General features: G+C 59.8%; 22 protein-coding genes and 1 tRNA gene. 13 read left to right on the plus strand and 10 right to left on the minus strand.

What is annotated here, in order from left to right; all coding sequences use genetic code 11:
- Positions 1–150 precede the first annotated feature (150 nt).
- Positions 151–1,137, plus strand: a complete 987-nt coding sequence (locus L0Y14_RS14055) for a DUF4124 domain-containing protein (protein ID WP_240991643.1) — start codon at positions 151–153, stop codon at positions 1,135–1,137.
- Between the two features lie 35 nt (positions 1,138–1,172).
- Here L0Y14_RS14055 and slmA read toward each other — a convergent pair whose 3' ends face one another.
- The 4 genes from slmA to coaBC all read right to left on the minus strand — a co-directional run bounded on the left by slmA (position 1,173) and on the right by coaBC (position 6,590).
- On the minus strand, positions 1,173–1,766 hold the full coding sequence (slmA, locus tag L0Y14_RS14060) for a nucleoid occlusion factor SlmA (protein ID WP_005959888.1): 594 nt from the start codon (positions 1,764–1,766) through the stop codon (positions 1,173–1,175).
- Positions 1,766–2,662 carry an acetylglutamate kinase gene (gene argB / locus L0Y14_RS14065; protein WP_005959887.1) on the minus strand — a complete coding sequence of 299 codons (897 nt, stop codon included), beginning with the start codon at positions 2,660–2,662 and terminating at the stop codon, positions 1,766–1,768. Before argB ends, slmA begins: the two co-directional genes overlap by 1 nt.
- Before the next feature lie 48 nt (positions 2,663–2,710).
- Positions 2,711–5,257 carry a phosphomannomutase/phosphoglucomutase gene (locus tag L0Y14_RS14070; protein ID WP_005959886.1) on the minus strand — a complete coding sequence of 849 codons (2,547 nt, stop codon included), beginning with the start codon at positions 5,255–5,257 and terminating at the stop codon, positions 2,711–2,713.
- Positions 5,258–5,372: 115 nt separating this feature from the next.
- Complete coding sequence (gene coaBC / locus L0Y14_RS14075; protein WP_005959885.1) at positions 5,373–6,590, minus strand: bifunctional phosphopantothenoylcysteine decarboxylase/phosphopantothenate--cysteine ligase CoaBC; 1,218 nt, start codon at positions 6,588–6,590, stop codon at positions 5,373–5,375.
- A gap of 172 nt (positions 6,591–6,762) precedes the next feature.
- Between coaBC and radC the strand changes: the two genes are divergently transcribed.
- From radC to L0Y14_RS14095, 4 genes are all read left to right on the plus strand, one after another.
- Positions 6,763–7,437 carry a RadC family protein gene (radC, locus tag L0Y14_RS14080; RefSeq protein ID WP_005959884.1) on the plus strand — a complete coding sequence of 225 codons (675 nt, stop codon included), beginning with the start codon at positions 6,763–6,765 and terminating at the stop codon, positions 7,435–7,437.
- Between the two features lie 101 nt (positions 7,438–7,538).
- Positions 7,539–7,775, plus strand: coding sequence for a 50S ribosomal protein L28 (gene rpmB / locus L0Y14_RS14085; protein WP_005959883.1), 237 nt, complete (start codon positions 7,539–7,541; stop codon positions 7,773–7,775).
- Positions 7,776–7,789: 14 nt separating this feature from the next.
- On the plus strand, positions 7,790–7,945 hold the full coding sequence (rpmG, locus tag L0Y14_RS14090) for a 50S ribosomal protein L33 (RefSeq protein WP_005959882.1): 156 nt from the start codon (positions 7,790–7,792) through the stop codon (positions 7,943–7,945).
- A gap of 175 nt (positions 7,946–8,120) precedes the next feature.
- Positions 8,121–9,341: an EAL and HDOD domain-containing protein gene (locus tag L0Y14_RS14095; RefSeq protein ID WP_006474735.1), complete on the plus strand. Its 1,221-nt coding sequence runs from the start codon at positions 8,121–8,123 to the stop codon at positions 9,339–9,341.
- An 8-nt stretch (positions 9,342–9,349) separates the two neighbouring features.
- Here L0Y14_RS14095 and L0Y14_RS14100 read toward each other — a convergent pair whose 3' ends face one another.
- Positions 9,350–11,314, minus strand: a complete 1,965-nt coding sequence (locus tag L0Y14_RS14100; RefSeq protein ID WP_251859303.1) for a hydantoinase/oxoprolinase family protein — start codon at positions 11,312–11,314, stop codon at positions 9,350–9,352.
- A gap of 110 nt (positions 11,315–11,424) precedes the next feature.
- Here L0Y14_RS14100 and L0Y14_RS14105 point away from each other — a divergent pair, with 110 nt between their 5' ends.
- From L0Y14_RS14105 to mutM, 5 genes are read left to right on the plus strand one after another with little or no spacing between them, the layout of a single operon-like run.
- Positions 11,425–12,351, plus strand: a complete 927-nt coding sequence (locus tag L0Y14_RS14105) for an ABC transporter ATP-binding protein (RefSeq protein WP_039959709.1) — start codon at positions 11,425–11,427, stop codon at positions 12,349–12,351.
- Positions 12,348–13,064 (plus strand): ABC transporter permease, encoded by a 717-nt coding sequence (locus tag L0Y14_RS14110; protein WP_006474467.1) that lies wholly within the window; start codon positions 12,348–12,350, stop codon positions 13,062–13,064. The genes L0Y14_RS14105 and L0Y14_RS14110 overlap by 4 nt, the downstream gene beginning before the upstream one ends.
- 2 nt (positions 13,065–13,066) lie before the next feature.
- Complete coding sequence (locus L0Y14_RS14115) at positions 13,067–14,389, plus strand: GldG family protein (RefSeq protein ID WP_006474468.1); 1,323 nt, start codon at positions 13,067–13,069, stop codon at positions 14,387–14,389.
- Between the two features lies 1 nt (position 14,390).
- The gene (locus L0Y14_RS14120) at positions 14,391–14,861 is read left to right on the plus strand and encodes a hypothetical protein (protein WP_006474469.1); all 471 of its coding nucleotides are present in this window, start codon (positions 14,391–14,393) and stop codon (positions 14,859–14,861) included.
- A 2-nt stretch (positions 14,862–14,863) separates the two neighbouring features.
- The gene (gene mutM, locus L0Y14_RS14125) at positions 14,864–15,676 is read left to right on the plus strand and encodes a bifunctional DNA-formamidopyrimidine glycosylase/DNA-(apurinic or apyrimidinic site) lyase (RefSeq protein WP_006474470.1); all 813 of its coding nucleotides are present in this window, start codon (positions 14,864–14,866) and stop codon (positions 15,674–15,676) included.
- A 272-nt stretch (positions 15,677–15,948) separates the two neighbouring features.
- Here the strand turns inward: mutM and L0Y14_RS14130 are convergent, their stop codons facing one another.
- Positions 15,949–17,682, minus strand: coding sequence for a hypothetical protein (locus L0Y14_RS14130; protein ID WP_006474471.1), 1,734 nt, complete (start codon positions 17,680–17,682; stop codon positions 15,949–15,951).
- Between the two features lie 329 nt (positions 17,683–18,011).
- Between L0Y14_RS14130 and ispB the strand changes: the two genes are divergently transcribed.
- The 3 genes from ispB to L0Y14_RS14145 all read left to right on the plus strand — a co-directional run bounded on the left by ispB (position 18,012) and on the right by L0Y14_RS14145 (position 21,053).
- Positions 18,012–18,980 carry an octaprenyl diphosphate synthase gene (gene ispB, locus L0Y14_RS14135; RefSeq protein ID WP_005960787.1) on the plus strand — a complete coding sequence of 323 codons (969 nt, stop codon included), beginning with the start codon at positions 18,012–18,014 and terminating at the stop codon, positions 18,978–18,980.
- A gap of 90 nt (positions 18,981–19,070) precedes the next feature.
- Positions 19,071–19,147, plus strand: a tRNA-Pro gene (locus L0Y14_RS14140).
- 583 nt (positions 19,148–19,730) lie between these two features.
- Positions 19,731–21,053, plus strand: coding sequence for a glycoside hydrolase family 16 protein (locus L0Y14_RS14145; RefSeq protein ID WP_006474472.1), 1,323 nt, complete (start codon positions 19,731–19,733; stop codon positions 21,051–21,053).
- 250 nt (positions 21,054–21,303) lie between these two features.
- Here the strand turns inward: L0Y14_RS14145 and L0Y14_RS14150 are convergent, their stop codons facing one another.
- The 4 genes from L0Y14_RS14150 to def form a co-directional block, all read right to left on the minus strand.
- Complete coding sequence (locus L0Y14_RS14150; protein WP_240991622.1) at positions 21,304–23,025, minus strand: Ig-like domain-containing protein; 1,722 nt, start codon at positions 23,023–23,025, stop codon at positions 21,304–21,306.
- Positions 22,935–23,816 carry an Ig-like domain-containing protein gene (locus L0Y14_RS14155; protein WP_040819369.1) on the minus strand — a complete coding sequence of 294 codons (882 nt, stop codon included), beginning with the start codon at positions 23,814–23,816 and terminating at the stop codon, positions 22,935–22,937. Before L0Y14_RS14155 ends, L0Y14_RS14150 begins: the two co-directional genes overlap by 91 nt.
- Before the next feature lie 202 nt (positions 23,817–24,018).
- Positions 24,019–24,699, minus strand: coding sequence for a lysophospholipid acyltransferase family protein (locus tag L0Y14_RS14160; protein WP_005960792.1), 681 nt, complete (start codon positions 24,697–24,699; stop codon positions 24,019–24,021).
- Between the two features lie 36 nt (positions 24,700–24,735).
- Complete coding sequence (gene def, locus L0Y14_RS14165) at positions 24,736–25,266, minus strand: peptide deformylase (RefSeq protein ID WP_005960793.1); 531 nt, start codon at positions 25,264–25,266, stop codon at positions 24,736–24,738.
- Position 25,267 lies beyond the last annotated feature (1 nt).

A 25,267-nucleotide genomic window follows, 5' to 3' on the forward strand; every position in this document is an offset into this window, starting at 1 on the left:
TTCTAATAGAGTGGGGGAGAAGGGAATTCCAGCCAAAGACAACGATAATAAGGAATTCAAACAGCCAGCCGCTAGGTTCTGTAGACGAAGCGGAGCGAAGTAAAGATTATGGCCAAACTGAACATCTTTTTCAAAACTGGATCTCTGCTAATGGTAGCGCTGGCACTGGCGCTGCCAGCGCAAAGCAGTGCAGGCCGGCTCTACAAGTGGACCGACGAAGAGGGCCGGATCCACTACGCTGACAGCATCCCTCCGGAATACGTCAAACAGGAACATAGCAAGCTGGATGAACGGGGCATCGTCGTCGACCGGATCGATGCCGCCAAGACCAAACAGCAGTTGCAGCTGGAGGCGATCCAACGGCGTCTTCAGCAGGAACAACAGGCGCTGATCGATCAGCAAAAAGCCGCGGATCGGGTGTTGCTGCGCACCTTTCGCAGTGAAGACGACATCATCATGGCCCGCGATGGCCAGCTCAGGGCGGTGGATTTAACGATCCTGATGACCCAGACCAACATCAAACGGATCAAGAACAGCCTGCTGGAGATGCAGCAAAACGCTGCCGCTCTGGAACTGAGCGGTGAAACCCCCTCACCCGATTATCTCGCGCAGATCGATCGCAAACGCCAGGCGCTGAAGGCGGCCTACCAGTCGATTGTCAAACGGGAACAGGACAAAAACCGTATTCGCACCGCGTTTGCCCGCGACCAAGCCCGCTTCCGCGAACTCAAGCACCTAAGCGCAAGTCAGAGCAAAGATGGGGAAGCCGGAACCGACAAGACAGGCGGCACGCAAGAGCGCCCATTGAACAATGTCTTCGAGTGCTCTGGCAACGACAGCTGCAATAGCGCCTGGTCCAGAGCCAAACGCTTTCTGCGCAACCATGCCACCACCCCCGTCAAAATGCTCGCCACCAATATCGTGATGACCGGACCACCGGTGGATGATCACGATATCAGCATCACCATCTCCCGCATCCGCAATCCAGATAAAAGGGGCACTGTGATCTTCATGGATCTGCAGTGCAAAGACTCCCCGGCGGGTAACGCATTCTGTAACAGCAAAAAGATAACTGGGGTCAAGCGAGGCTTTATCGAGGCCCTCTCGGAACACCCTACTTCACCTGACAAACAGTGAGGCAAGCAGCGGGGCCAGGGCCTGTACGATAACGCCTAGCTCTGCATCTGCCGCAAAGCCCCCTCAAGGATGCGCCACTGCGCATCCCACTCCGCCAGCGGGGAGTCGGCAAACCCACTCCGCAGATGCTGGTGCATGCGCCCCTCCACCACCGCCAACAGCAGATTGGCTCCGACCCGCGCATCGATCCCAGCATAGCCCTGATCACGCATCGTCCCTTCGCGCAGGATCTGCCGCAACTGGGTCTCCAGGCGCGCAAAAAACTGCCCAACTCGCATCAGCAGACGTTCCGTTTCCCCCACCAACGCATCGCCCAGCAGCACCCGCGAGATACCGGGATTACGGTCAGCAAAGGCCAGCAGTAGATAGAGTAGCCGCCCGCAACGCACCCGCGCATCCTGTTCCTCTTCCAGGATCTGATTGACCCGCACAAAGATGCTCTCCTCGGCAAAGTCGATCAACCCTTCGAACATCTTCGCCTTGCTGGCAAAGTGGCGATAGAGCGCCGCCTCCGACACCCCCACCGCCCTTGCCAACGAAGCCGTGGTAATCCGCCCGCGGGGGTTACGCTCCAGTTCTGTTGCCAAGGCTTCGAGGATCAGCTGTTTGCGGGAGACCTTGCCACTCATCAGCGCCGCCGGATCAGGGTGCCGACACCCTCGTCGGTAAACAACTCCAGCAACACCGCATGCTGCAGACGACCATCGATGATATGGACTGAGTTGACTCCGCCGGTCACCGCATCCAGCGCGCAGCCGATCTTTGGCAGCATGCCGCCATGGATGGTGCCGTCTGCGATCAGCTCGTTGACCCGCTCGCTGGTGAGGCCGGTCAACAGGCCACCCTCTTGATCAAGCAACCCCTTGGTATTGGTCAGCAGAATCAGCTTCTCCGCCTGCAGCACCTCTGCCACCTTGCCCGCCACCAGATCGGCGTTGATATTGTAGGAGCGACCATCCTCGCCGACACCAATCGGCGCGATCACTGGGATAAAATTGCCATGCAGCAACATCTCCACCACGCTGGTGTCGATGCTCTCCACCTCCCCCACATGGCCGATATCGATGATCTCCGGGGCCTCCAGCTCCGGTCCCTTCCACTCCACCAGCAGCTTGCGAGCACGGATCAGGTCACCATCCTTGCCGGTCAAACCGACCGCCCTGGCACCGGCGCGGTTCAGCAGGTTGACGATATCTTTGTTGACCAGCCCACCCAGCACCATCTCCACCACATCCATGGTCTCGGTGTCGGTAACACGCATGCCCTGGATGAATTCTGAATCCTTGCCGAGGCGCTCCAGCAGGGAGCCGATCTGTGGCCCACCGCCATGCACCACCACCGGGTTGATGCCAACCAGCTTCATCAACACGATATCGCGGGCAAAGCTGCTCTTGAGATCTTCGTCAACCATCGCGTTGCCACCATACTTGATGACGATGGTCTTGCCGCTGAAACGCTGGATGTAGGGCAGCGCGGCGGTCAATACATGGGCAATGTTATGGGCCTGTTCCGGAGTCAAAGACATAGTGTTATTACAAAGGTTCTAAATAGAATTGAAAGGTCGGATGACCGGTTAAAACGGCATCTCCAGCTCGGGTGCGACTTTCTGCATCAGCGTGCGGAAGACATCCTGTACCACCTTCAGCGCCTGGGCATCATCCGCCTCAAAGCGGAACACCAACGACGGGGTAGTGTTGGAGGCCCGTACCAGACCCCAGCCCCGCTCGAACTCGGCACGCAGTCCGTCGATCCAGACCATGCGAGCACCAGGGATCTCCGGCTGCTGCTCCAGGGCATCCATGATCTTGTCTCCCTGCCCCTCTTCAAGCTGCACCTGATACTCCGGTGTCGACTCACCCTCGGGCAGACCGGTGAAGACTTCGGCACTAGACAGCTGCTCAAGCGCCAGGATCTCCAGCAGGCGTGCACCAGCATAGAGCGCATCGTCGAAGCCATACCAGCGTTCCGCAAACATGATGTGTCCGCTGAACTCACCAGCGAGCAGGGCACCAGTCTCCTGCAGCTTCGCCTTCAACAGCGAGTGGCCACTCTTCCACATCAGCGGTCGACCGCCGTTGGAGAGCACCACATTGGCCAGATGCCGGGAGCACTTGACGTCATAGACAATGTCACCGCCTGGCAGGCGGGCCAGCACATCGATGGCGAGATACATCAACACCCGATCGGGCCAGATCAACTTGCCGGAGGAGTCGATCACTCCTAGGCGATCCCCATCCCCATCGAAGGCGAGCCCCACATCGGCCTGGTTTTCGACCACCGCCTGCTTCAGGGCCTCCAGATTCTCGGGCCGACTCGGGTCGGGATGGTGGTTGGGAAAGCTGCCATCCACCTCACAGAACAGCTCCACCACATCACAACCAAGGCGTCTAAACAGCTCTGGCGCCACCATACCCGCCACGCCGTTACCGCAGTCAACCACCACCTTCAGGGAGCGCGCCAGGCGCACATCGTTGATCACCCGTTCGATATAGTCTTCGGTAATCTCGCGTATATTCCGCTGCCCCTGCCCCTTCATCAGGCGGCCATCCGCGATCCGGCGGTAGAGTCCCTGGATCTGCTCGGGGGAGAGACTCTTTTCACCCAGCACCACCTTGATGCCGTTATATTCGATCGGATTGTGGCTGCCGGTGACGATACAGCCACACCCCACATTGAGTTCATGCACCGCATAGTAGAGCAGTGGTGTCGGTAGCATGCCGATGTCAATAACATCGCGCCCGCTCGACAATAGCCCATTGATCAGGGCCTCCTGCAGCGCCTCACTGGAGTTGCGTCCATCCCTGGCCACCACGATCGACTGGAAGCCCTGCTCATAGCCCTCGCTGCCGATCGCCTGGCCGATGGTGTAGGCCACATTCTCGGTCAGGGTTTCGCCGACCAGACCGCGGATGTCGTAAGCACGAAAGATGCTGGCCGGCACCGCTGCGAGTGCATCGGCGTTCTCCAGCGCCTCGGCCTGCCTCGCACGCCTGTCAGCACCCGGCTGATCGGTTTTCGGCACTGCGAAGATATCCTCCTCCACCATAATCCCTTCAGTGGCTGAGGCGCTGCCACGCTTGCGCCGCTCACGGCGCTGCTTGCGCGCATTGGCGAACTCGCGAGCCTGATGTTCAATGATCTCCAAGGTTGACTGCATATCGAGCAGCTTTGCCTGTTGGCGCTTCGGCGACTTGCCCGCCATCAACACCTCGGCCAACTCCAGCAGGCTGTACTGATCCCCCTTCAGCGCCCGCTGCATCTGCAGCGCCAGCAGCCCCATCAGCGCCACTGCCAGTAGTGCCGCTATCCCACCCGGCGCCAGCAGATAGATCTGCTCCAGCAGAGGTGTGCTCACCTGCCCCGACCAATAGGCCACCTCCCAGATGGTTCCGTCGACCTCAAAACGTCCATCCGGCTCGCCAGCCGCCCTGCCGCTCCCACCTGCGGCCAGCACCAGCGGCGCAGCTCTCTGCACCAGTTGGCGCACCTCGACACGACCATTCAGGCGGCTGCGCTCAACCACATCCTGCAACAGGGCCACAGGGAAGGCCGCATGTATCACCCCCAGCGCGGGGCCTTGTTTGCTGTTTCGCACCGCCACCGCTATTGCGATATGCTGCTGCGCCCCGCCAAACTTGTGCACCTGGGCCGGAGGTACTCCTGGCTGCTCCTCCGCAAGTCGGATCAGCTCCAGGGAGGCGTAGCCAAGATGAGGCATCGCGCTGTTTTCTGGTTCGCGCTGACCGGCAGCCAGCAGACGCAATCGCAGCACCCCTGGCAGCAGCCGGTTCAGCTGCTCTGCGTAGCCATCAAGCTCCGCTCGATTATCAGTGCTGAAATAGTCGGCCAGCTGCGGATCCTGCGCTATCCCGAGCAACATCTGCATGCGTGCCTGGGTAGTAACGGCGACGCGCTCCGCCACACCGGAGGCAACCAGCCGCGCCTCGCGCTCAACTGCCGCCGCATCCTTCAGGCTGGCCTGCAGGTAGAGGATCGCGCTCACCAGAAGAAACAGCACCACCACTACCGCAGCCGCTATCGACCAATACCAGCGGATCCCTCTGCCGGTCGGGCTCTGCCTGGTGCCCGTTTTTTCTTTCCGCTTACTTCTCTTACTCATAAGCTCGCTATCTCAAAGCTCCTTCCGATCCTGCAAATGCCTGGGGGCAGGCATTCCAAACCACCACTGCCTAAGGCATTCGCCACACACCCGCAACCTGGAGCGATCTGCTGCATCAACTGTTTTCCTGCTGGGTCCGCGCATGATATCGCTCCGCGATGCGAGCGGCGAGCCGTGCTGCCAATTCACTCTTTAGCATCATCGGCAGCGATTCGCCCCCCCCTTCCCACAGCAGGGTCAGGGCATTCTCATCCCGTTCAAAGCCACCCTCTGCGGCAGCGACACGATTGGCGGCAATCAGATCGATTCTCTTAGCCCTGCGCTTCTCCTCCGCATAGGCCTTCACGTTCTGGGTCTCGGCGGCAAAGCCAACAGTAAAGGGCGGATCTTCAGCAGCCGCGACATCTGCCAGGATATCGGGATTGCGCTCCAGCTCCAGCGTCATGACCGTCTGCTGCTTTTTGATCTTCTGCTGCGCCATCTCGCGGGGGCGATAGTCCGCCACCGCAGCCACTCCGACAAAAATATCGCACCCCGCCAACTGCTCCGACACCGCCAGCTGCATCTCCTGGGCTGTCTCCACATCGATGCGCTGCACCCCCGCAGGGGTTGCCAGTGCGACCGGTCCAGCCACCAGCACCACCTCGGCGCCAAGCCGACGCAACGCCGCCGCCAGGGCAAAACCCATCTTGCCGGAACTGCGGTTACTGATGAAACGCACCGGATCGATCGGCTCACGGGTCGAACCAGCGGTCAGCACCACTTTGACTCCAGCCAGCGTCCCACCTACAAAATGGGCACTGACTTGATCCAGCAGTGCCTCCGGCTCCAGTATGCGTCCCGGCCCGCTCTCACCACACGCCTGCACGCCCTCCGCCGGCCCCCAGATCAGCAGGCCACGAGCAGTGAGCCGCTGTACATTCTCCTGGGTCGCCGGATTGAGCCACATCTGCCGATTCATCGCCGGCGCCAGCGCGATAGGGGCTGTGGTGGCCAGACAGATGGCGCTCAGCAGATCATTCGCCATGCCGACGCTCAGTCGGGCCATGAAATCGGCAGAGACGGGAGCAATCAGGATCAGATCCGCCCAGCGGGCCAGCTCGATATGCCCCATCGCCGCCTCTGCTGCGGGATCAAGCAGTTCAGTATGGACCGGCCGACCGGAGAGTGCCTGGAAGGTAAGTGGGGTGACAAAGGTCTGGGCAGCGGCAGTCATCGCTACCCGCACCTCAGCGCCGGCCTCGATAAGTGCACGCAGCAGCATCGCACTTTTATATGCGGCGATGCCCCCGGTTACGCCCAACAGGATCTTTTGGTTGGCTAGAGCCGACATGAGTCGTTAGACCATCCTGAACAAAAATCGGTTATAGAGGGTACCTTAAGGTGCCAAAACCTCAAAGTGACAGTGTTAACACTCTGAGTGAGTACTAACATCGGCAGAACCCGCCGAAACAGGCTAGATTTAGCTCCAGACAACCAACATAGCAGCATGACAGGGAGGTCATATGCCGATTACCGACTGGCCGTTAGACGAGCGCCCGCGGGAGAAACTGCTCAAACAGGGGGCGTCTAGCCTCACCGACGCCGAACTGCTGGCGATCTTTCTGCGTACCGGGGTGGCCGGCCGCACCGCAGTGGATCTGGCCCGCGACCTGCTCACCGAGTTCCAGGGGCTGCGGCCGCTGCTCACCGCCGACCGCCAGGTCTTCTGTCACGGCAAAGGCCTGGGCAACGCCAAGTACGCCCAGTTGCAGGCAGTGCTCGAGATGGGGCGGCGTTATCTTGGCGAGGATCTGAACCGCGGCAGCCCGCTCACCCGCCCGGAGCAGACCCGCCACTACCTAAGCGCACAACTGCGCCACCATCCGCACGAGGTCTTCGCCTGCCTGTTTCTCGACAACCGCCACCGCGTCATCATCTTCGAGGAGTTGTTTCGCGGCACCATCGATGGCGCCAGTGTCCACCCCCGGGAAGTCGTGAAACGGGCCCTGCATCATAATGCGGCAGCGGTAATCCTGGCTCACAACCATCCCTCCGGGATCGCCGAACCCAGCGATGCGGACCGGCGCATCACCCTGCGTCTGCAACAAGCCCTAGAGCTGGTGGAGATCCGCGTGCTCGACCATTTCGTGATTGGCGATGGTCGACCCTACTCGTTCGCCGAGCAGGGCCTGATCTAAAATCAGCCGCCACGGACCCAGACAGCTTGCGCTCCCTCCCGCTCTCTGCTATAAATACGCGCCTTTCGCCCCAGGGTTAACAGTTTTTAGAGGTTTGGACCATGTCAAAAGTCTGCCAGGTCACCGGCAAGCGCCCGGTCAGCGGGAACAACGTCTCCCACGCTCATAACAAAACCAAACGCCGTTTTCTGCCCAACCTGCACTACCATCGCTTCTGGGTTGAGAGCGAGAACCGCTGGGTTCGTCTGCGCGTCACCTCCAACGGTATGCGCATCATCGACAAAAAAGGCATCGACACAGTGCTGGGCGAGATCCGCGCCCGTGGTGAAAAGGTCTAACAGAGGAAACCATCATGCGTGACAAGATTCGACTGGTATCCAGCGCCGGCACCGGCCACTTCTACACCACCACCAAGAACAAGCGCAACATGCCCGGCAAGATGGAGATCAAAAAGTTTGACCCCACCATCCGCAAGTATGTCATGTACAAGGAAGCGAAGATCAAATAAGCCGCTTCCCTGCGACCCTGCGGCATCCTGAAAGCCCGTCCCTGAGACGGGCTTTCTTTTTCTCGGAGCCCCAACAGAACCCTATAAATGGCGCCAGAAGCGGTAAACATTTTCCCTCACCTGCCGACTTAGCAGGAGACCACCGCACCCCGGGATAATAGGGAAACCAGTACTAATGAAGGATATCTACGTCGGCAGGCAGGCGATCTATGACCGTTCCCTGGAAGTCTATGCCTATGAGCTGCTATTCCGCCAGGGCAATCAGGATGGCAGCAACGTCAACCAGTTGACAAACGGCGACTTTGCCTCCTCAGAAGTACTCCTCAACTGCTTTGTCGAGATCGGCCTGGAACGCATCGTCGGCCCCCACCGCGCCTTCATTAACCTGACCCGCAACCTGCTGCTCGACCACCCGCAACTGGCATTCGACAAAGAACGGGTGGTTATGGAGATACTCGAAGATATCCCGGTGGACGAGCCCCTGGTGACGCGGGTGCGTGAGCTGGCCGAACAGGGCTACACCATCGCCCTCGACGACTACGCCTTCGAGGAGAAGTGGGACCCACTGCTGCCCCACGCCCACATTATCAAGGTAGAGATCCCCGCCCTCACCCCCGAGCAGCTGCAGGCCGGCCTGCCAAAGCTGCGCCAACATAAGCTCTTGCTGCTGGCGGAGAAGATCGAGACCGAAGAGGAGTTCCAGCAGTGCCTCGAGTTGGGCTTCGATCTCTTTCAGGGCTACCACTTCTCCCGCCCCAAGGTGGTGGAGGATAAGCGGCTAGAGGAGAACCAGATGGTGATCATGCAGCTGGTCTCCCGGCTCAACGATCCGCAGGTGGAGATCAGAGACCTGGAGCATCTGATCGCCCAGGACGCCAGCCTCAGCTACAAGATCCTACGCTTCATCAACTCCGCCGCCGTCGGCATGCCGCGCCGCGTCGAGTCGATCCACCAGGCTGTGGTCTTCATGGGGCTAACACGGATCCGCGCCTGGGCCAGTCTGCTGGTGCTGTCGCGGGTGGCAAACAAACCCCAAGACTACTTCACCACCGCCCTGGTACGCGCCCACATGTGCCAGCGCCTGCTCAGCAAAAGCGGCTCCAACTGCTCCGCCGAGATGGGATTCAGCGTCGGCCTACTCTCCATCCTCGACCTGCTGATGGAACGTCCGCTGGCGGAGATCATTGGCGAACTGGGCCTCTCCGACGAACTGAACACCGCCCTGCTCGATCACGCTGGCCCCGCCGGCCGCGCCCTGGTCTGCACCCTCAATTACGAATCTGGCAATATCCAACCTGACGACCGTTTTGAGCTCGATCTGGGTGAATTGACCGAGATCTTTCTCAACGCCTCCAAGACCGCCTTCGCCGAGGCCCAGGCGCTGGGCGAAGCCTAAACACCCGACTACGTCTGCGACAACAGCAGGTTCCCCACCCCATCGACTCGACAGCGCCAACCGGGGGCGATCCAGCTGGTTGAGACCTGCTCGGTCACCAGCGCCGGACCAACGATCTCACGCCCCGCCAGTAGCTCAGCACGCTCGTAACAGGGCACCTCAGCCTCGACTCCGGTAACCCGTATCGACTCCCACTCAGCCAGCGCAGCAGCCGCAGGCACAGCCTTCAGCGCCACCTGCGGGCTTGGCCCCTGCAACCCAACTCGCAGATTGACCAGCTCCACCGGGGCCTCCATGCGGTGGCCGAAGCGGACCTGATGCCGTGCATGAAACTGCTCCGCCATTTGATCAAGCCCCTCCCAAGGCAAATTGAGCGTATAGGACTGCCCACGGTAACGCAGATCGAGCGAATCGCGCCGCTCAACCTGCGCTCTCGCAACTCCCTCCGCCAGCAATGCTTGCAGACCGGACTCAGCCAGCGCATCCAGCTCCCGTCGAATCAAATCCTCGCTCAACTCCTTCAGCAGACCGAGCCGGGTGCGCGCCAGCTGCCGCCCCGGCCGGCTCGCCAACATGCCCAGCGCCGACAGCACTCCAGCCTGCACCGGCACCATCGCCTGAGTCATCCCCAAAGCCTCTGCCAGGGCACAAACATGCAGCCCGCCTGCGCCACCAAACGAGACGAGGGTAAAGCCACGCGGGTCGACCCCGCGCTGCACCGAGATCACCCGCAGCGCCCGCGCCATGTGCTCGTTGGCGATGCGGACAATCCCCTCGGCGGCCTGCTCCGGCGACAAACCCATCGCCTCGGCAAGCCCGCCCACGGCACGCCGCGCCGCAGCCAGATCGAGCCGCATCCGGCCGCCGAGAAAGGCGTCGGCACGCAGCCGCCCCAACACCAGATTGGCGTCGGTGACCGTTGGCCGCTCCCCCCCGGCGCCGTAGCAGGCGGGACCAGGTGCGGCCCCCGCTGACTCCGGCCCCACCTGCAGCATGCCGCCGTCGTCGAGGTAGGCGATGGAACCACCGCCTGCGCCGATGGTATGCATGTCGACCATCGGCACCGCCACCGGCCAAGGACCAATGCGCCCTTCGCGGGTCAGTCGCGGCGCACCGTCGAGCAGCGCCACATCGGTGGAGGTACCGCCCATATCAAACGAAAGCAGCCGCTCATGTCCGGAGGCCGCCGCCACGAAGCGCGCCCCCACCAGACCGCCCGCCGGCCCCGAGAGCAGCATCCGCACCGCCTGATGCGCCGCCTGCTGCGCCGCAATCGCCTCGCCGGAGCTCTGCATCACCGACACCCGAGCCCCCGGCAACCCCGCCTGCAGCCGACCAATGTAGCCCTCCACCAGCGGCCCCACCCAACCATTTAGCCAGGTGGCGATACCGCGCTCATATTCACCTGCCTCCGGCAGCACCGCCGAGGAACGGGAGACAAACACCGCCTCCGGCAACACTGCCTCGATCTCCCGCTCGAAACAGTCATCCAGGTAGGCGTAGAGCAGGTTGATCGCCACCGCGCGGGGTTTGAGTTCAGACACCGCCTCGACCAGAATCTGCAGATCGGCCTCAGTCAGATCTTCGATCAGTGAGCCGTCCGCCGCCAGCCGCCCGCCGGTCTCCAGGCAAAGCCCCTCAGGCACCGGCGGCGCGATCGGCTCCGGCTGCAGGTTGTAGAGTTCGCGCCTCGCCTGACGGCCGATGGTGAGCAGATCCTTCAGCCCCCGATTGCCGATATAGAGGGTGCGCACGCCCTTCCCCTCTAGCGCCGCATTGGTGGCCACGGTGGAGCCGTGCACCACCCGCAGCTGCGCCGGGTCGAGCCCCATCTCGGCGATGCCCTGCAGGATCGCCCGCTCCGGCGCGTCCGGTGTCGACAGCACCTTGTGGATGCGCAACCCGGCAGCATCGAATAGCACGAAGTCGGTAAAAGTACCGCCGGTATCAACACCCAGATATTTCAAGATCATCCCCATCGAAACAGTGAGAGGCAAAGATACCCTCCACCTCCGCAAAGACAAAGCCGCCCCATGCAAAAAGCCGCTTGTGGGTCGGCAGCAAATTCCTTATCTTGCGCCAGATGGAAACCCTGCTGACCACCCACAAGCTGAGCCGCGAGTTTGGCCAAAAACGCGCCCTGCAGAGACTCAACTTGCAGCTGCAACGCGGTGAGGTAGTCGGCCTGCTGGGGCCCAACGGGGCTGGCAAATCCACCGCGATGCGGCTGATCAGCGGCGCTCTGGCGCCCAGCCACGGTCGTGTCACGGTGGCCGGATTTGACATGCAGCAGCAGCCGATCGAGGCGAAACGCCGGCTCGGCTATCTGCCGGAACGCCCACCGCTGCATCCCGAGCAGCGGGTCGATGAGTATCTCTACGACTGCGCCCGGCTCAGGGGGCTGACGCCTCAGGCAGCCCGCGAGGCTCTCGGCAACAGCAAACGCCGCTGCGGCCTGGAGAGCGTTGGCAGACGCCTGATCCGCAACCTCTCGAAGGGCTACCAGCAGCGGGCCGGCATCGCCCAAGCGATCATCCACGCCCCCGACCTAATCATCTTCGACGAGCCCACCGAGGGGCTCGACCCGGCACAGATCCGCGAGGTGCGCGAGCTGATCCGTGAGCTGGCCGAGCAGAGTGCGGTGCTGCTCTCCAGCCACATCCTCAGCGAGGTGGAGGCCTGCGCCGACCGAGTGACAATCTTGCAGCAGGGACGCGCCATCTACCAGGGTGCAATCGAGCCAGCCCAGACTCCGCTGCTGCGGCTCCAGCTGCAGCAGAACCCGGGGAATGAAGCCCTCACACAGCTGCCGCAGATCGCCTCTGTCGAACGCCTCCACACCGACTACTTCCGGGTGCAACTGTCCCCCAAAGCCACCGCCCCCGAACTGGCAGCGCAGATTGTGCAGCAGGGCTGGGGACTTCGGCAACTCAGTGAGGAACGCCTCAGCCTGGAGCAGATCTACCTCGAGGCGACCAGCGGCAGGACCAGCCAAGGGGCCTCTGAATGAGCTGGCGGCTGGCCTGGATTGAGTGGCGGCGGCTGATGCGCACCCCGTTCGCCTGGATAGTGCTGGCGCTGGCCAGTCTGCTGCTGGGCTGGCAGCTGCTACAGACCCTAGATGCCTTCAGCAGCACCCCGGCGGTCGGGCGTCTGTTTGGCCTGAGCCGCCATCTGGGGCTGGAGCTGTTTGGCCTGACGGCAGTGCTGATCCTGTTTATCACGCCGCTGCTGACGATGCGCCTGTCAGACAGCAGCAACAGCCTGTTGAGCACCGCACCGCTACGTCTCCGGGAGATCCTACTCGGCCAGTACCTCGCCCTGCTGGGGGTCATCGCGCTGGTTGCGCTGTTGCCACTGGGGCTGTCGATACCACTGGCGGTCGGCACCCAACCCGACTGGGGACTGTTGGCCACCGCCAGTCTCGGTCTGTTACTGCTGGGCAGCTGCTTCGCCGCCATCAGCCTCTATGTTTCCAGCCTGAGCCGCACCCCGGGGGCCGCGGCTGCGGGCAGCTACGGCCTGCTGCTGCTGCTCTCCATCATCAGCCAATACGCCTCTGCCGACAGCAGCGGCCTACTCAGCTGGTTTGGCTGGCCACCTCACTTCCTCAACCTGCAACTGGGTTGGGTGCGCAGCAGCGACATCGCCTATTTCCTGCTGTTGAGTCTGTTTTTCCTCGGCCTGGCGCTGCACCGCCTACAGCTGCGCCGGGAGAGCTGAGCATGAACATTGGCAAACAAATCCACCAGCTGATCTTCCCGCTGCTGAGCCTGGCGCTGCTGTTGCTGCTCGCCTGGTTCAGCAACCGCTACCAGTGGCAGTGGGACTGGACCCGTAACGGCAGCCACACCCTTAGCGAGACCAGCATCGCACTGTTGCAGCGCCTCGAGGGCCCACTGCAGGTGACCATCTTCACTCCCCGCGCCTCGACGCTGCAACAGCAGGTGGAGCGTTTCATCGAACGCTACCAACGCTTCAAGCCCGACCTGCAGTTGACATTTGTCGACCCGATCCGCAACCCCGACGCCAGCCGCCGCCAGGGGATCTCCCTCTCCGGTGAGCTGGTCCTGCGCTACCAGGGGCGGGAGGAGCGTCTGCAGCGGCTCAGCGAGCTTCACTTCAGTAATGCCCTGCAGCGCCTCAGCCAGCAACAGCACCACTGGATTGCCGCGCTCACCGGCCACGGCGAACGGGATCTGCACGGCAAGGCCAACCACGACCTGGGGGCGTTTGGCCAATCCCTGCAGCAGAAAGGCTACCAGCTGGTCGCTCTGACCCCTGCCACTGTGCCGCCAGACAACACCGCTCTGCTGCTGATCGCCTCCCCCACCACTGCCCTGCTGGAGGGCGAGCTGGCGTTGATTGAGGCCTACCTGCAGCAAGGCGGTAATCTGCTGCTGCTGACAGACCCATCCAGCCGCGAGAGCCTGCAGCCGCTGCTACAGCAACTCGACATCGAAGCCCTGCCCGGCACTCTGGTAGACGCCAATGTGCGCCGCCTCGGCATCGACAACCCAACAGTGGCACTGGTCTCCGAATATCCAGAGTTTCCCGCCACCGCCGGTTTCGATCTGCTCACGCTGTTTCCGGAGAGCCTGGCGCTGCAGGCGGATCAGACCCGCGATTGGCAGGTCACCGGGCTGCTGCGCACCCTGCCACAGAGCTGGAACGAGACCGGCCCGATCCACGGCGAGGTGGAACGCAATCCTGAACTTGGCGAACAGGCCGGGCCACTCACCATCGGCCTCGCCCTCACCCGCCAGCGGGGCGAGCGCGAACAGCGGGTGGTGGTGATCGGCGACGGCGATTTTCTCTCCAACAGCTATCTGGCCAATGCCGGCAATCTTGATCTGGGACTGGCCCTGGTTGGTTGGCTGGCCGGCGCTGAGCAGCTGATCGGCATCCCACCACGACCGATCCTCGACCGAGAGCTGCAGCTCTCACCGCTGACCAAAGGGATCATCGGGCTGGGCGCACTGTTCGGCCTGCCGTTGCTACTGTTCAGCATCGGTGGGCTACTCGGCTGGCGACGCAACCGGGCCTGAGATGCGCACGCTCAGCCGGGTCAATCTGATCTTACTGCTGCTGGTCGCCCTGCTGGGTGGGGCGGCCTGGTGGCTGCAATCCAGCGACATGCCGCCGCCGCTGACCCGACTTAGCCCAGCCAGGATCCAACAGATCCGACTGATCCGTGCGGGACAGACGATCGAGCTGCAGCGGCACAATGGGGTCTGGTGGTTGGGCGAGGCACGGGCCGATCAGCAACGGGTGGCGCAACTACTGGGCATCGCCACAACCCCTAGTCTGGCGCACTTTCCACTGCCGCAGGGGCGCCTCGCTGCGTTCGGCCTGCAGCCACCTGAAACGATCCTCTGGCTCGACCAGACCGAGCTACGTTTTGGCACCACAGAACCGCTCAGCGGCCAGCGCTATCTGCAGATCGGTGATCAGGTCCATCTGATCGGCGATGGCTTTCGTCACCACCTGAGCGCGCCGGCAGCGGCATTTCTGGAGTAAATATGCCTGAACTGCCAGAAGTAGAGACCACCCGCCGCGGCATCGCGCCACACCTTGAGGGCGCCGCTGTCAGTGGGATTGTCGTGCGCCAGCCGCGGTTGCGCTGGCCTGTGCCAGAAAATCTGAGTCCACTGCTAAATGGCCAGCGGCTCAATTCGGTGGGACGGCGGGGTAAATATCTGCTGCTCAACTTCGCCCCAGGCAGCCTGCTCCTGCACCTCGGCATGTCGGGCAGTCTGCGGGTGCTGCCGAACGGTACGCCGCCCCAGCGCCACGACCACTTCGACCTGGAGTTCGACAACAATTCACTGCTGCGCCTGCGTGATCCACGGCGCTTCGGCGCCGTGCTCTGGCAGCCGACCGGCGAGTGCCATGAACTGCTAGCCAGGCTAGGCCTCGAACCACTGCGTGAGGGGTTCGATGGCGACTATCTGCATCAGATCGGCCAATCACGCAGCGTCGCCATCAAGCAGCTGATCATGGAGAGTCGCGTGGTGGTAGGAGTCGGCAACATCTACGCCAATGAGTCGCTGTTCCGCGCCGGCATCCACCCACAACGGGCCGCCAACCGCATCGCCCTGGCACGCTACCAGCGGCTTGCCGCTGCGATCGTCGAGGTACTCAATGCGGCGATCGCACAGGGCGGCACCACCCTGCGTGACTTTCAGCAGGAGGATGGCTCCCCCGGTTACTTCGCCCAGCAGTTGCAGGTCTATGGCCGAACCGGCGAGCCCTGCCCGATCTGTGCTGAGCCGATCCGCCTAAAAACCCTGGGGCAGCGCTCCAGCTTCTACTGCCCGCTCTGCCAGCGCTGAACACCCGACCGGCTTTCTGTAACAAAAAACATTACAAGGCCAGCGATTTTTGAGCACACGTTCAGCAAACATTGAACGCATCTCCGATACCTGGCCTGGACGGCAGTTCTCTAACTACATGACAAGGCTCATTTTTTAACGACTCTCAACTGATTTTCTACATCACTGCACACTGGCTCCAGAGAGAATTAGTCATCACGCACAGGGACGCCGCTTACCCGGCGCCCCTGCTGCAACAACAGCCGATAATCCAACAGGACTCAATCACCCCGTCATGGACGTGCGTGACAGAGCGTGCAACCGATCTCCGTCCCTTTACTAACATGGACTGTGCGACCACCATCATCATCGCTTTGGTAATCCCGATCAGCCGCAGCACGAGAGAGAACAGTGCCATTCAGGTCATTGCCATGGCAGGCCTTACAGGCATTGGGATTGCGGCGATAGAAGTCTTCATGTCCAAGATCCCAACTGCTGCTGTTAACATTGTGCATACCATGGGGGCCATCCAGGGTATTGGGCAGACTGGTGTGGCAGGTGGCGCACTCAGCGATCGTGCCGGTGTGCCCCTGGATCTGAGTGGCGGCCACATTGTCATTGGAGCTGTTCTGAGCATTCGGCCAGATCGCATGGGTCGAGCCGTGGCAGCCCTCGCAGGCAACACCACCATGCCCCAGGCTGTTGCGGTACAGCTCTGCGCTATTTCCGGCAAACCGTAGGTTGTTGACAGACCTGGGGGCCGCTGAACTGTCACTGCTATCCCAGGCTTGGGTGAGACGGATGTCGGCACCCAGATGATCGAGCGCATCACCGGTATGACAGGATTCACAGCGTGGTTCGTCGATCCAGGGGCGGCGCGTAGAACCATCGGGCAGAGGAAAAACACCGCCGATTGCTAGCATGTCACCGTGGCAGTTCTGACAGACGATACCTGCGTTACCCATAGCGCCCCGCAGGCATTTGGTAATCTTGCCCGGATGGCATTGGTAACAGGTTTCCTCCAGGGTGCCATCTGCTGGAAACAGGTCGGCCCCAGTGTCCGGGTCTTTCAAACGCCCATGGTAACCGTGCATGACCTGGGACATCATGTCATGGCCAATCTGGTCTCCGGTTGGCCCCCCATTGCCAGCCAAGTCAAGTGCTGCCGAGTAGTGACAGCGAGCACAAAGTACCGGGCGTTGGTTGTGCAAATTGGTGCCGTGCTTCTTGTCATGCAGTAGTAGAATGTTCTCCTTCGCCGCCTGCAATACGCTGTTGGGATCGGTAATATCGTCAGGAAAGACAAAGGCGATGGAAGAATCCCTTGCTCCAACCTCTCCTACCGCGTGGCAATTCTGGCAATCGGCTTCCGATGCGACCGGCAACACGACATCAACGCTCGCCAGATCCTCCCCAGAGGAAGGGGCTGCAGCATTCACTCGCATTAAGGGATAGGCTTGAGTACCGCCCGAGTCATCAACGGGCAGTATGGGTATACCCTCGGCAGAGAACCAGCTTTTTGCACTATTGAATCCATTGAAAACCTGGGCGTCATTGGCCGAATAGGGGGTCAGGATACCCGGCATTTCTTGCTGAGTGAGTCCCTCATCAGGTTGCGGATTTATGCCAAACAGGTCAAAGACATACGTATTGCCCGTCGCTGGATTGATGTCCCAAAAATTACTCTTAGTAAAACTCCCGCTCGGAGGATTCTGGCTAGTCGTAGTGATCGATCCATTCGCATCCAGTTGTGCCTTATAGGTAACAACAACCTCACTATTATCGAGGAGGCGTGGCGTGGCGCCCCGCTCGATCACTTGACTATGCACCACATTGAAAGGGGGCAGAACAACAAAATTAGAGTAATCCAAGTCGGCACAATGCATACCTAGATCATTAAAGGCGAGCACCCTATGGCTGCCGCTGACAACAGGCACCCCGTTGTCGGTACTAGTACTTTCACCGCCACAGGCAGTCAGTAGAAGGGCGCAGGAGAGGGCCACGCTCAACGTTTTGAGTGGATTCATCAATGGTTTTTCCTGAGTGGTCAAACAACCGGTTTAAATGGGAATGAGAATCTATTCTGCGACATAAAGCCAGATCAAGGAAGGAGGTCGCAAATTTTTAAGCTGACCATCAAACAGATCGCCTGTAGGCCCGACTTTAGCCGGGCAGGTCTGTCTGCAAGCGGTCCTACAGAGCGATGTATGTAATGGTCGGGCTAATAATAACGGCGCTCCGGCCTGTTGCGAGAAGAGGGGGGAGAACCAGCTCTTCACATACCAGCCTTTTTTCTTGACTCTACCCGCCCCCCCGCCTAGCATGCCAAGGTTTTGATTTCTGTGCAGTAGGTCCAATGAATATCGACGCCATTCGCGAGCTGATCGCGGACGACATGCAGGCGGTCAACCGACTGATCATCGAACAGCTGCGATCCGACGTGGTGCTGATCAACCAGATCGGCGCCTATATCGTCAACAGTGGCGGCAAACGGCTGCGGCCAATGCTGGTACTGCTAGCGGCCCGCGCCTGCGACTATCAAGGCAAACGCCACATCAATCTGGCGGCGATCATCGAGTTCATCCATACCGCCACCCTGCTGCACGACGATGTGGTAGACGGCTCCGAGCTGCGCCGCAACCAGGAGACCGCGAATGCAGTCTGGGGCAATGAGGCGAGTGTGCTGGTGGGCGACTTTCTCTACTCCCGCTCCTTCGAGATGATGGTCGCGGTGGAGCAGATGCGGGTGATGGATATCCTCTCCCACGCCACCAACCGCATCGCCGAAGGTGAGGTACTGCAGCTGCTCAATGTGCACAATCCGGAGACCAGCGAGGCCGACTACATGGAGGTGATCAAACGTAAGACCGCCACCCTGTTTGAGGCTGGCACCCGCCTCGGCGGCGTGATCAGCGGTGTCGATCCGCAACAGGAGCAGGCGCTGGCCGACTACGGGCTGCACCTGGGCATCGCCTTCCAGCTGGTGGATGACGCGCTCGACTACAACTCCTCCAACCAGGATATCGGTAAAAATATCGGTGACGACCTGGCCGAGGGCAAACCAACCCTGCCGCTGATCCAGACGATGAAGCAGTGCTCTGAAGCTGACCGGAAGCGCTTGGCAAAGATCATCGAGAAGGGTGGCCTGGATGAGATCGAATTCGTGATGCAGCAGGTCCAGGCTAGCGACGCCATTACCTACACAGAGACACTGGCGCACGAGGAGGCGGAGCGCGCCAAGACAGCGCTGTCGCTGATTCCCAACTCTCCGTTCCGCGAGGCGCTGATGGCACTGGCCGACTTCTCTGTCGCCAGAACGCATTGAACCATCTAGCGAATTCCATTATCATTGCGCGCTCGTTTGCGGTCGGCTCCCGACCTACCGCCATCCAGCCGGTCTATGCCGGGACGAACTCGGGGTGTAGCTCAGCCTGGTAGAGCACTGTCTTCGGGAGGCAGGGGCCGGAGGTTCGAATCCTCTCACCCCGACCAATCAAATCGATAACCTACTTCCGTATGGTTACTTCCTCATCTTTCGCCAGCGCTGCTCAGCACCCTTAAAGAAGGGCGACTGCGGCACGTACGCTTTCCCTCACCAGACGAGCATAACGCTCGGTCATCTTAACCGAACCGTGGCCCAGCAGATCCTGAACTGCGGTCAGCGTTACATCCGCGAAACCAGCCAAGACTGGCACAAATATGTGCGTAGATCGTGGATAAGCGAATCCTCGATACCAGCCCACCAGCAAACGCTCGCAAAGCAGCGTTTGATCGACCAAGTCCTCGAGTCTTTTTCGTGCCAGAACACCTGCCAGCTGTCTAGAGTACGTTACCCCTGACGCCAATTCAGCGCTAGGGAGGGCGAGTCTGCGACGGCCGTTTTTTCCATTTGTCAGGTTGATTCTCGCAAGATTTTTGGCTTATCCTCCCAGCTCCGATCTACCGGAAGTCACCCTACTATTCTCATCCTGTGGCTGAGGCTCAGTTTACTGGACTGAGTTGGAAACCTTGATCACTATACAAGATTCGGCCGCTGATTATCTCACTCGCTTATACAAAAAAAGGGATCGCCTGCATGCCCACAAACACTCTTCGCCTCGGACTTTCTGGCAGCCTATTACTTATCAGTTCTATGTCACCAGCAGAGGTTTTACTGTTTGATGATTTTGATAACAATAGCCTGAACACTCAGGTCTGGAATCAAGGAAGTTGGCATCTTGGTCGCACTCAACTGGGCAATCAACCAAGTTTCGACAATGATGGTGAAACCAGCTATCTCTCATTAAAACTGGATAGCTACAACCCGAATGAACCAGGACAAACTTTATATGGTAGCGAGATATACAGTCTGGATAAGTTTGATGTCGGCACAGGATTGGAAATCGAAGCTCGACTACGCGCCTCCGCCATGCCCGCCGGATTGATCGCATCCTTATTTGCCTATGCACAAGACCAACAAGGCTTTGCAGATGAAATCGACATTGAGATACTTACCGCCCAACCTAACAATACTTTTCTTGCAACCAGCTGGAACGACTGGGGACACCCTGACAGTAATTACGGAGACGGCATACATCATGCGGGTTCATTGTTGAGCCTGGCAGACTATGATTACCAAAACTGGCAAACTTATAGCATACGCTGGTACCCTGAACGCATAGAATGGTATCTCAATGGCAAGCTAGTTAAACAGCAAAACAACCCTGTACCCAATCTAGCTCTATCAATACGCAGCAACTTCTGGGCAGCTAATAACGACTGGCAGAATGCTTACAGTGCAGATTTGGCCGCCACGCCAGATTTCGCCAACAACCAGCAATTTCATTACGACATTGACTACATTAAAGTCAGTCGCATCTCAGATAACAGCACCAGCAGCCCTTTGGCGCCATTGGAAATATCACGCGACATCATCTCCAGATGGAATACCGGCTATTGTGAAAACGTAAGAATTCATAACCCGGACAGCCGCACTCGTGACTGGTCTATTGAGTTGATCATCAATGGCACACTGAGCCATGCATGGAACGCACAAGTCAGCATGCTTGAAGAAGGCCTGCTTAATGCTCAGAACTCGACTCTAGCTGGCAACGCCACCACATCTTTTGGTTATTGCATAAACAGTCCTAAACGCGCCATGTCCAATAGCGACCTGATTATTACTCGCAAAGTGACCACAGACTGGGGAACGGGATATTGCGAAGACATACAAATCACCAATCCCAATGACGCCATTGGCATCTGGCAAATCAGCTTGCCAATCACAGGCTCACTTAAAAACCATTGGAGCTCCAACATGTCACAGACTGACAACCAAATTCAAGTCAGCGGGGTGAATTGGAACGAAAAACTCAACCCATTGGCATCAACCACCGTCGGTTATTGTGCCAACAAATAAGGCTCTTTATGGAATTGTGCAGGTAGATTCGACGATCCCTAAAAGGGTCGACTTATTCCGAGCTTCCTTAACAAATTGATTCAGACAGAGGCCGCCTTGATGACAATCGAGGGTAAAGCCGACTGCAAAACTGATCCTTGTTAATTCGCTCTTATTCAAACGAAACTCCCACTAATAAAGCCAGCCTTCTTTGAAGGCTGGCTTCGTAGGTTGCCTTGGCGAAACTGGTCCCGCCCCAGCAAGTAGACCGCTATTTGATCTCGTAAGGACCGATATCCGGCGCGACCCCGAGCCAATGCCGGCAATCAGCATCGACATCCATCGGATTCGATGGATCGTCATCCGCGCTGGCGCAGTGCACACCGGCGATCCAGGTAGCGGTATCGATCAGCGGACTGTCGCTCTGCGGCTTCAGTGCATTCTTTACCTGATCCTTCACATAAGCCACCTTTTCGGCAACGCTCATGCCGGCACTGAAGTGGGTATCGATATCGCTGGCGCTAAAGCCGCTGTTGGCGATCCGCGGATCACCATCCGAATCCCCAGACCAGTTATTCTTCGCATCGACACCCGAGGGGATGGAGAAGTCGGTATCACCATTGTTCAGGGCCAGGTTGTTGTAGGCCTTGAAGCGGGCAGGATCAGGGTTGCTGGCGTTCAGATGCACGCCCCGGGATGGATTATCGATGGCAAGGTTGTGATGAACACTGCCGCTGCCCTGCATGCGCGGCTCAAAGCCCCGCTCATCGTTGGAGAACGAGATGTTGCCGATGTAGTGGACCCCACCCTTGGCGTAACGCAGGCTTTTGAAACCACGCCGCCCCTCCGGGCCATTGCTGAAGGAGAGGCTATTCATCACGTAGGAGTCGCTACCAAAGGAGTTGTCGATGCCGTCATCTGCGTTGTGAAAGGCGACAAAACCATCCACCACATTGCCGGGACAGAGGTTGTCGACGCTGCCAGTGGCATCGTCATGGCATCCCTTAAAGGACTCGAACGCATCTGAGTTCTCACCACCGTAGGTATCCCCGTCCGGGCCACCGGGCACCTTCTGGCCGTCTGGCTGGTAGCCATTGTCATAGCCCAGGCAGTTTTCGAAGCGGTTGTTGGCCAACAACTTACTGGTGCCGTAGCGCCACAGGATGATGCCGCTGTGGTGGCGTGCTCGGGCCGCCTCAATATAGCGGAAGAGATTGCCTTCGACGCGGGTATCTTCATTACCAACCATCAGGTTGTTCAGCCAAGCATCCCGCAGCACCAGTTCCTCATAGAGACCGAAGCTGCCCTCCACCTGCAGGTTGTAGCGGGTGGCGTAGCTCAGCTCCAGGTTGCGCATCACGATGTAGTCGCCCGCCACCCGGATCAGCACCTCACGCTCGCGGGTTGGATTCGCTGAACTCTCGGCAAAACCAAAGCCGGTGATGTGCACATGCTCGCCATCGAAGGCCTCGATGGTGATCGGCGAACCCTGGCTGCCGGAGACATTCACATTCAGAAAGATCTTCGAAGATGCGCTGTGGGTGTAGGTGCCGCCGCGGATCTTCACCGTGTCACCGGGGCCTGATGCATCGACCGCCGCCTGGAACGCCTCACTCGGGTTCTGCACATTGGTATCAAACTCTTCGCCATCCCCGACGCAGTGGATGTCCGTGCGAGCACAGAGGGCGTTGATATTGACGGTGACGGTGGCGGTCGAGCTGTTTGCGCCATCACTGAGGGTGTAGTCGAAACGGTCGGTACCGACATCTGTCACCGAGGCCGGCGGTGTGTAGTTGATGGTATTGTCCCTCGCCACACTCACACTGCCACCGAACTGACTGCTGCTCGCGACAGTGAGGGTCAGACTGGCGCTGGCATCGAAGGTGTCGTTTGCCAGCACATTCATGCTGCGGCTGGTGTTCGCCGTCGCACCAAACTCATCTTCATTGGCACTGAGGGTAACGCTTGGCGGTGTGGTCGGCTGGGCCGGCACCTCCAGGGGACGCTGACGATTGCCGCTGAAGTCAGCCCAAAACTATCGGCCAGGGTGTAACCAAAACTATCGGTGGTAGAACTGGTGATATTGCCCGGCGGAGTGTAGGTCACACTGTTATCGCCGGCAATCACCACACTGCCGCCCAGCTGCGTGGTGCTGGAATCGACCTGGTCGTTGGCCAGGATGTCGATGCTCTGACTGCTGTTATGGCTGGCCATGACGCTGTCGTCGTTGGCGGTGTGGGCCGACGTGCTTGGCAGAGTTAGGGAGAGGGTCACCGTTGCCGATGAGCTGGCGCCATTCGTGTCGCCAAGCGTGTAGCTGAAACGATCGGTTGCAGAGCTGGCCTGACCAGACGGTGGCGTATAGTTGAGCAGATTGGCGGCGACGATGCGCACAGTGCCGCCCAGCTGACTGCTGCTCTCAATCGACAGGATCATCGCAGCTCCGCTGTCGAGGCTGTCGTTGGCCAGTACATCCAGGGTGCGGGCCGAGTTGATGGTGACATCAAAGCTATCATCCCGCGCGGTATGGGCCGGCTGCGCAGCTGGCGACTGACTACCACCCCCCGCGCCGACAGCGGGCACCAACTGCTCTCCTGCCAATCCCGAGCCTGAACTCGAGTCACTCCCTCCTGTGCCCTCAGTGGGCTGAAGCGTAATCGTCTGTGAAGCAGATTCCGAGCCCGTCCGAGTGGTCTCTTCGCTGCTCTCTGAGCCACTGCCGCCACAGCCGCTCAACAGGCCAAGACACAAAAGGGCGCTGAGGGTCTTGCCGGGAATATCCATGATGGCCGCCTAAAGAAATATCCTATCGCCCCAAGTTAACGGGATTAGGCGACCAGTCTGTAGTCAACAAATCACACTTTCAGAGAGCGTAAGTCTCCTAACTCAACTTCTTTGCGTGAAACATGAATCTGATCAAAAGATGGGCACCACCGCAGCGGTCCGAGGGGTTCCGCCACCACCCACAAGAGACCCTCGGCCTTTGTCAGGGCTCAATCGCCCGCTGAATCACCGCCAAAAACGCCTGCCTGTCCAGCCCCTCATGCCTCACCACTCCGCGCGACTCGATTCTCGCCTCCGCCCGCAGCAACACCGGAAGAAATACATTCCCAGGCTTTTGTACCCCGCTGATCCGCATCGCCACCAACGGCGCCCCTGTCATCATGGCGAGTCGCGCCGCGCCCGGCTTCACTCGGCGGGAAGGTTCCGTATCCAGATGCATCGTGCCATGCGGAAACAGCGCCACCACATGCCCCTCACGCAGCGCGCGAAAGGCGGCTCGCAGCGCCTTCTCCGGCGCCCGCTCCCGATCGACAGGAATACACCCCGCCATGCGGAATAGCCACTTCAGGCCGAACCGCTCATACTGCTCCCGGGCGATCATGAAGTGCAGCGAGCGGCGACTGGCCGCCGCCATCAACAGCGGATCAAGACCGGAGATATGGTTGGCGACCACCACCGCAGGCCCCTCTGGCGGGATCTCCAGCTCGACCGGCGGCAGGCGATGGTAGTAGCGGCAGAAGAGCCGGTTAAGACCATCAATGCGATTCATCAGGCCGCTACCCCAGTCGGCACGACTGGCCTGCAGACAGAGCCGTTGCAGACGATAGAGGACCACCCCCAACAACAGCATGAGAAGGATGGCGATGAGTGTGGTGTTGTCCATTTCGGTTATGCCACGGCAAGCTGACGCCGCCTTCCGTTATTTTCCCTGCTTCTTCTTGCCACCCTTCTGGTAAACCTTGCGCTGGAACAGGTCGGTACGCCGACTTACCAACCGATCAACAAACAGGATGCCGTCCAGGTGGTCCACCTCGTGCTGTAGGGCGCGCGCTTCATAGCCCTCCATATCAAACTCGAGCGGCTCGCCGTAGGGATCCTGGGCGGTAAGTTTGATGCGTTCGGCACGGATCACGTTACCGGTATAGTCAGGCACCGACAGGCACCCCTCGCGCCCCAGCTCGAAGCCGTCCCACTTGCTGATCTCAGGATTCACCAGCACCAGCCGGCCATGGTTCGGCACCGGTTTGCGGGTTTGTGAGCAATCAATGATGATAACCCGCCGGAAATCGCCCACCTGCGGCGCGGCGATGCCCACCGCAGCCGGGCCGTTGACGCGGGTCTCCTCCAGGTCGTCGATGAAGGCGCGCAGCGCGTCGTCGAACTGTTCCACCAGCTCAGAAGGCTGCTTCAGCCGGGGGTCCGGCAACTTAAGAATCTCCAGGATTGCCATA

The sequence above is a fragment of the Candidatus Endoriftia persephonae genome, from assembly GCF_023733635.1.
Taxonomy (GTDB): domain Bacteria; phylum Pseudomonadota; class Gammaproteobacteria; order Chromatiales; family Chromatiaceae; genus Endoriftia; species Endoriftia persephonae.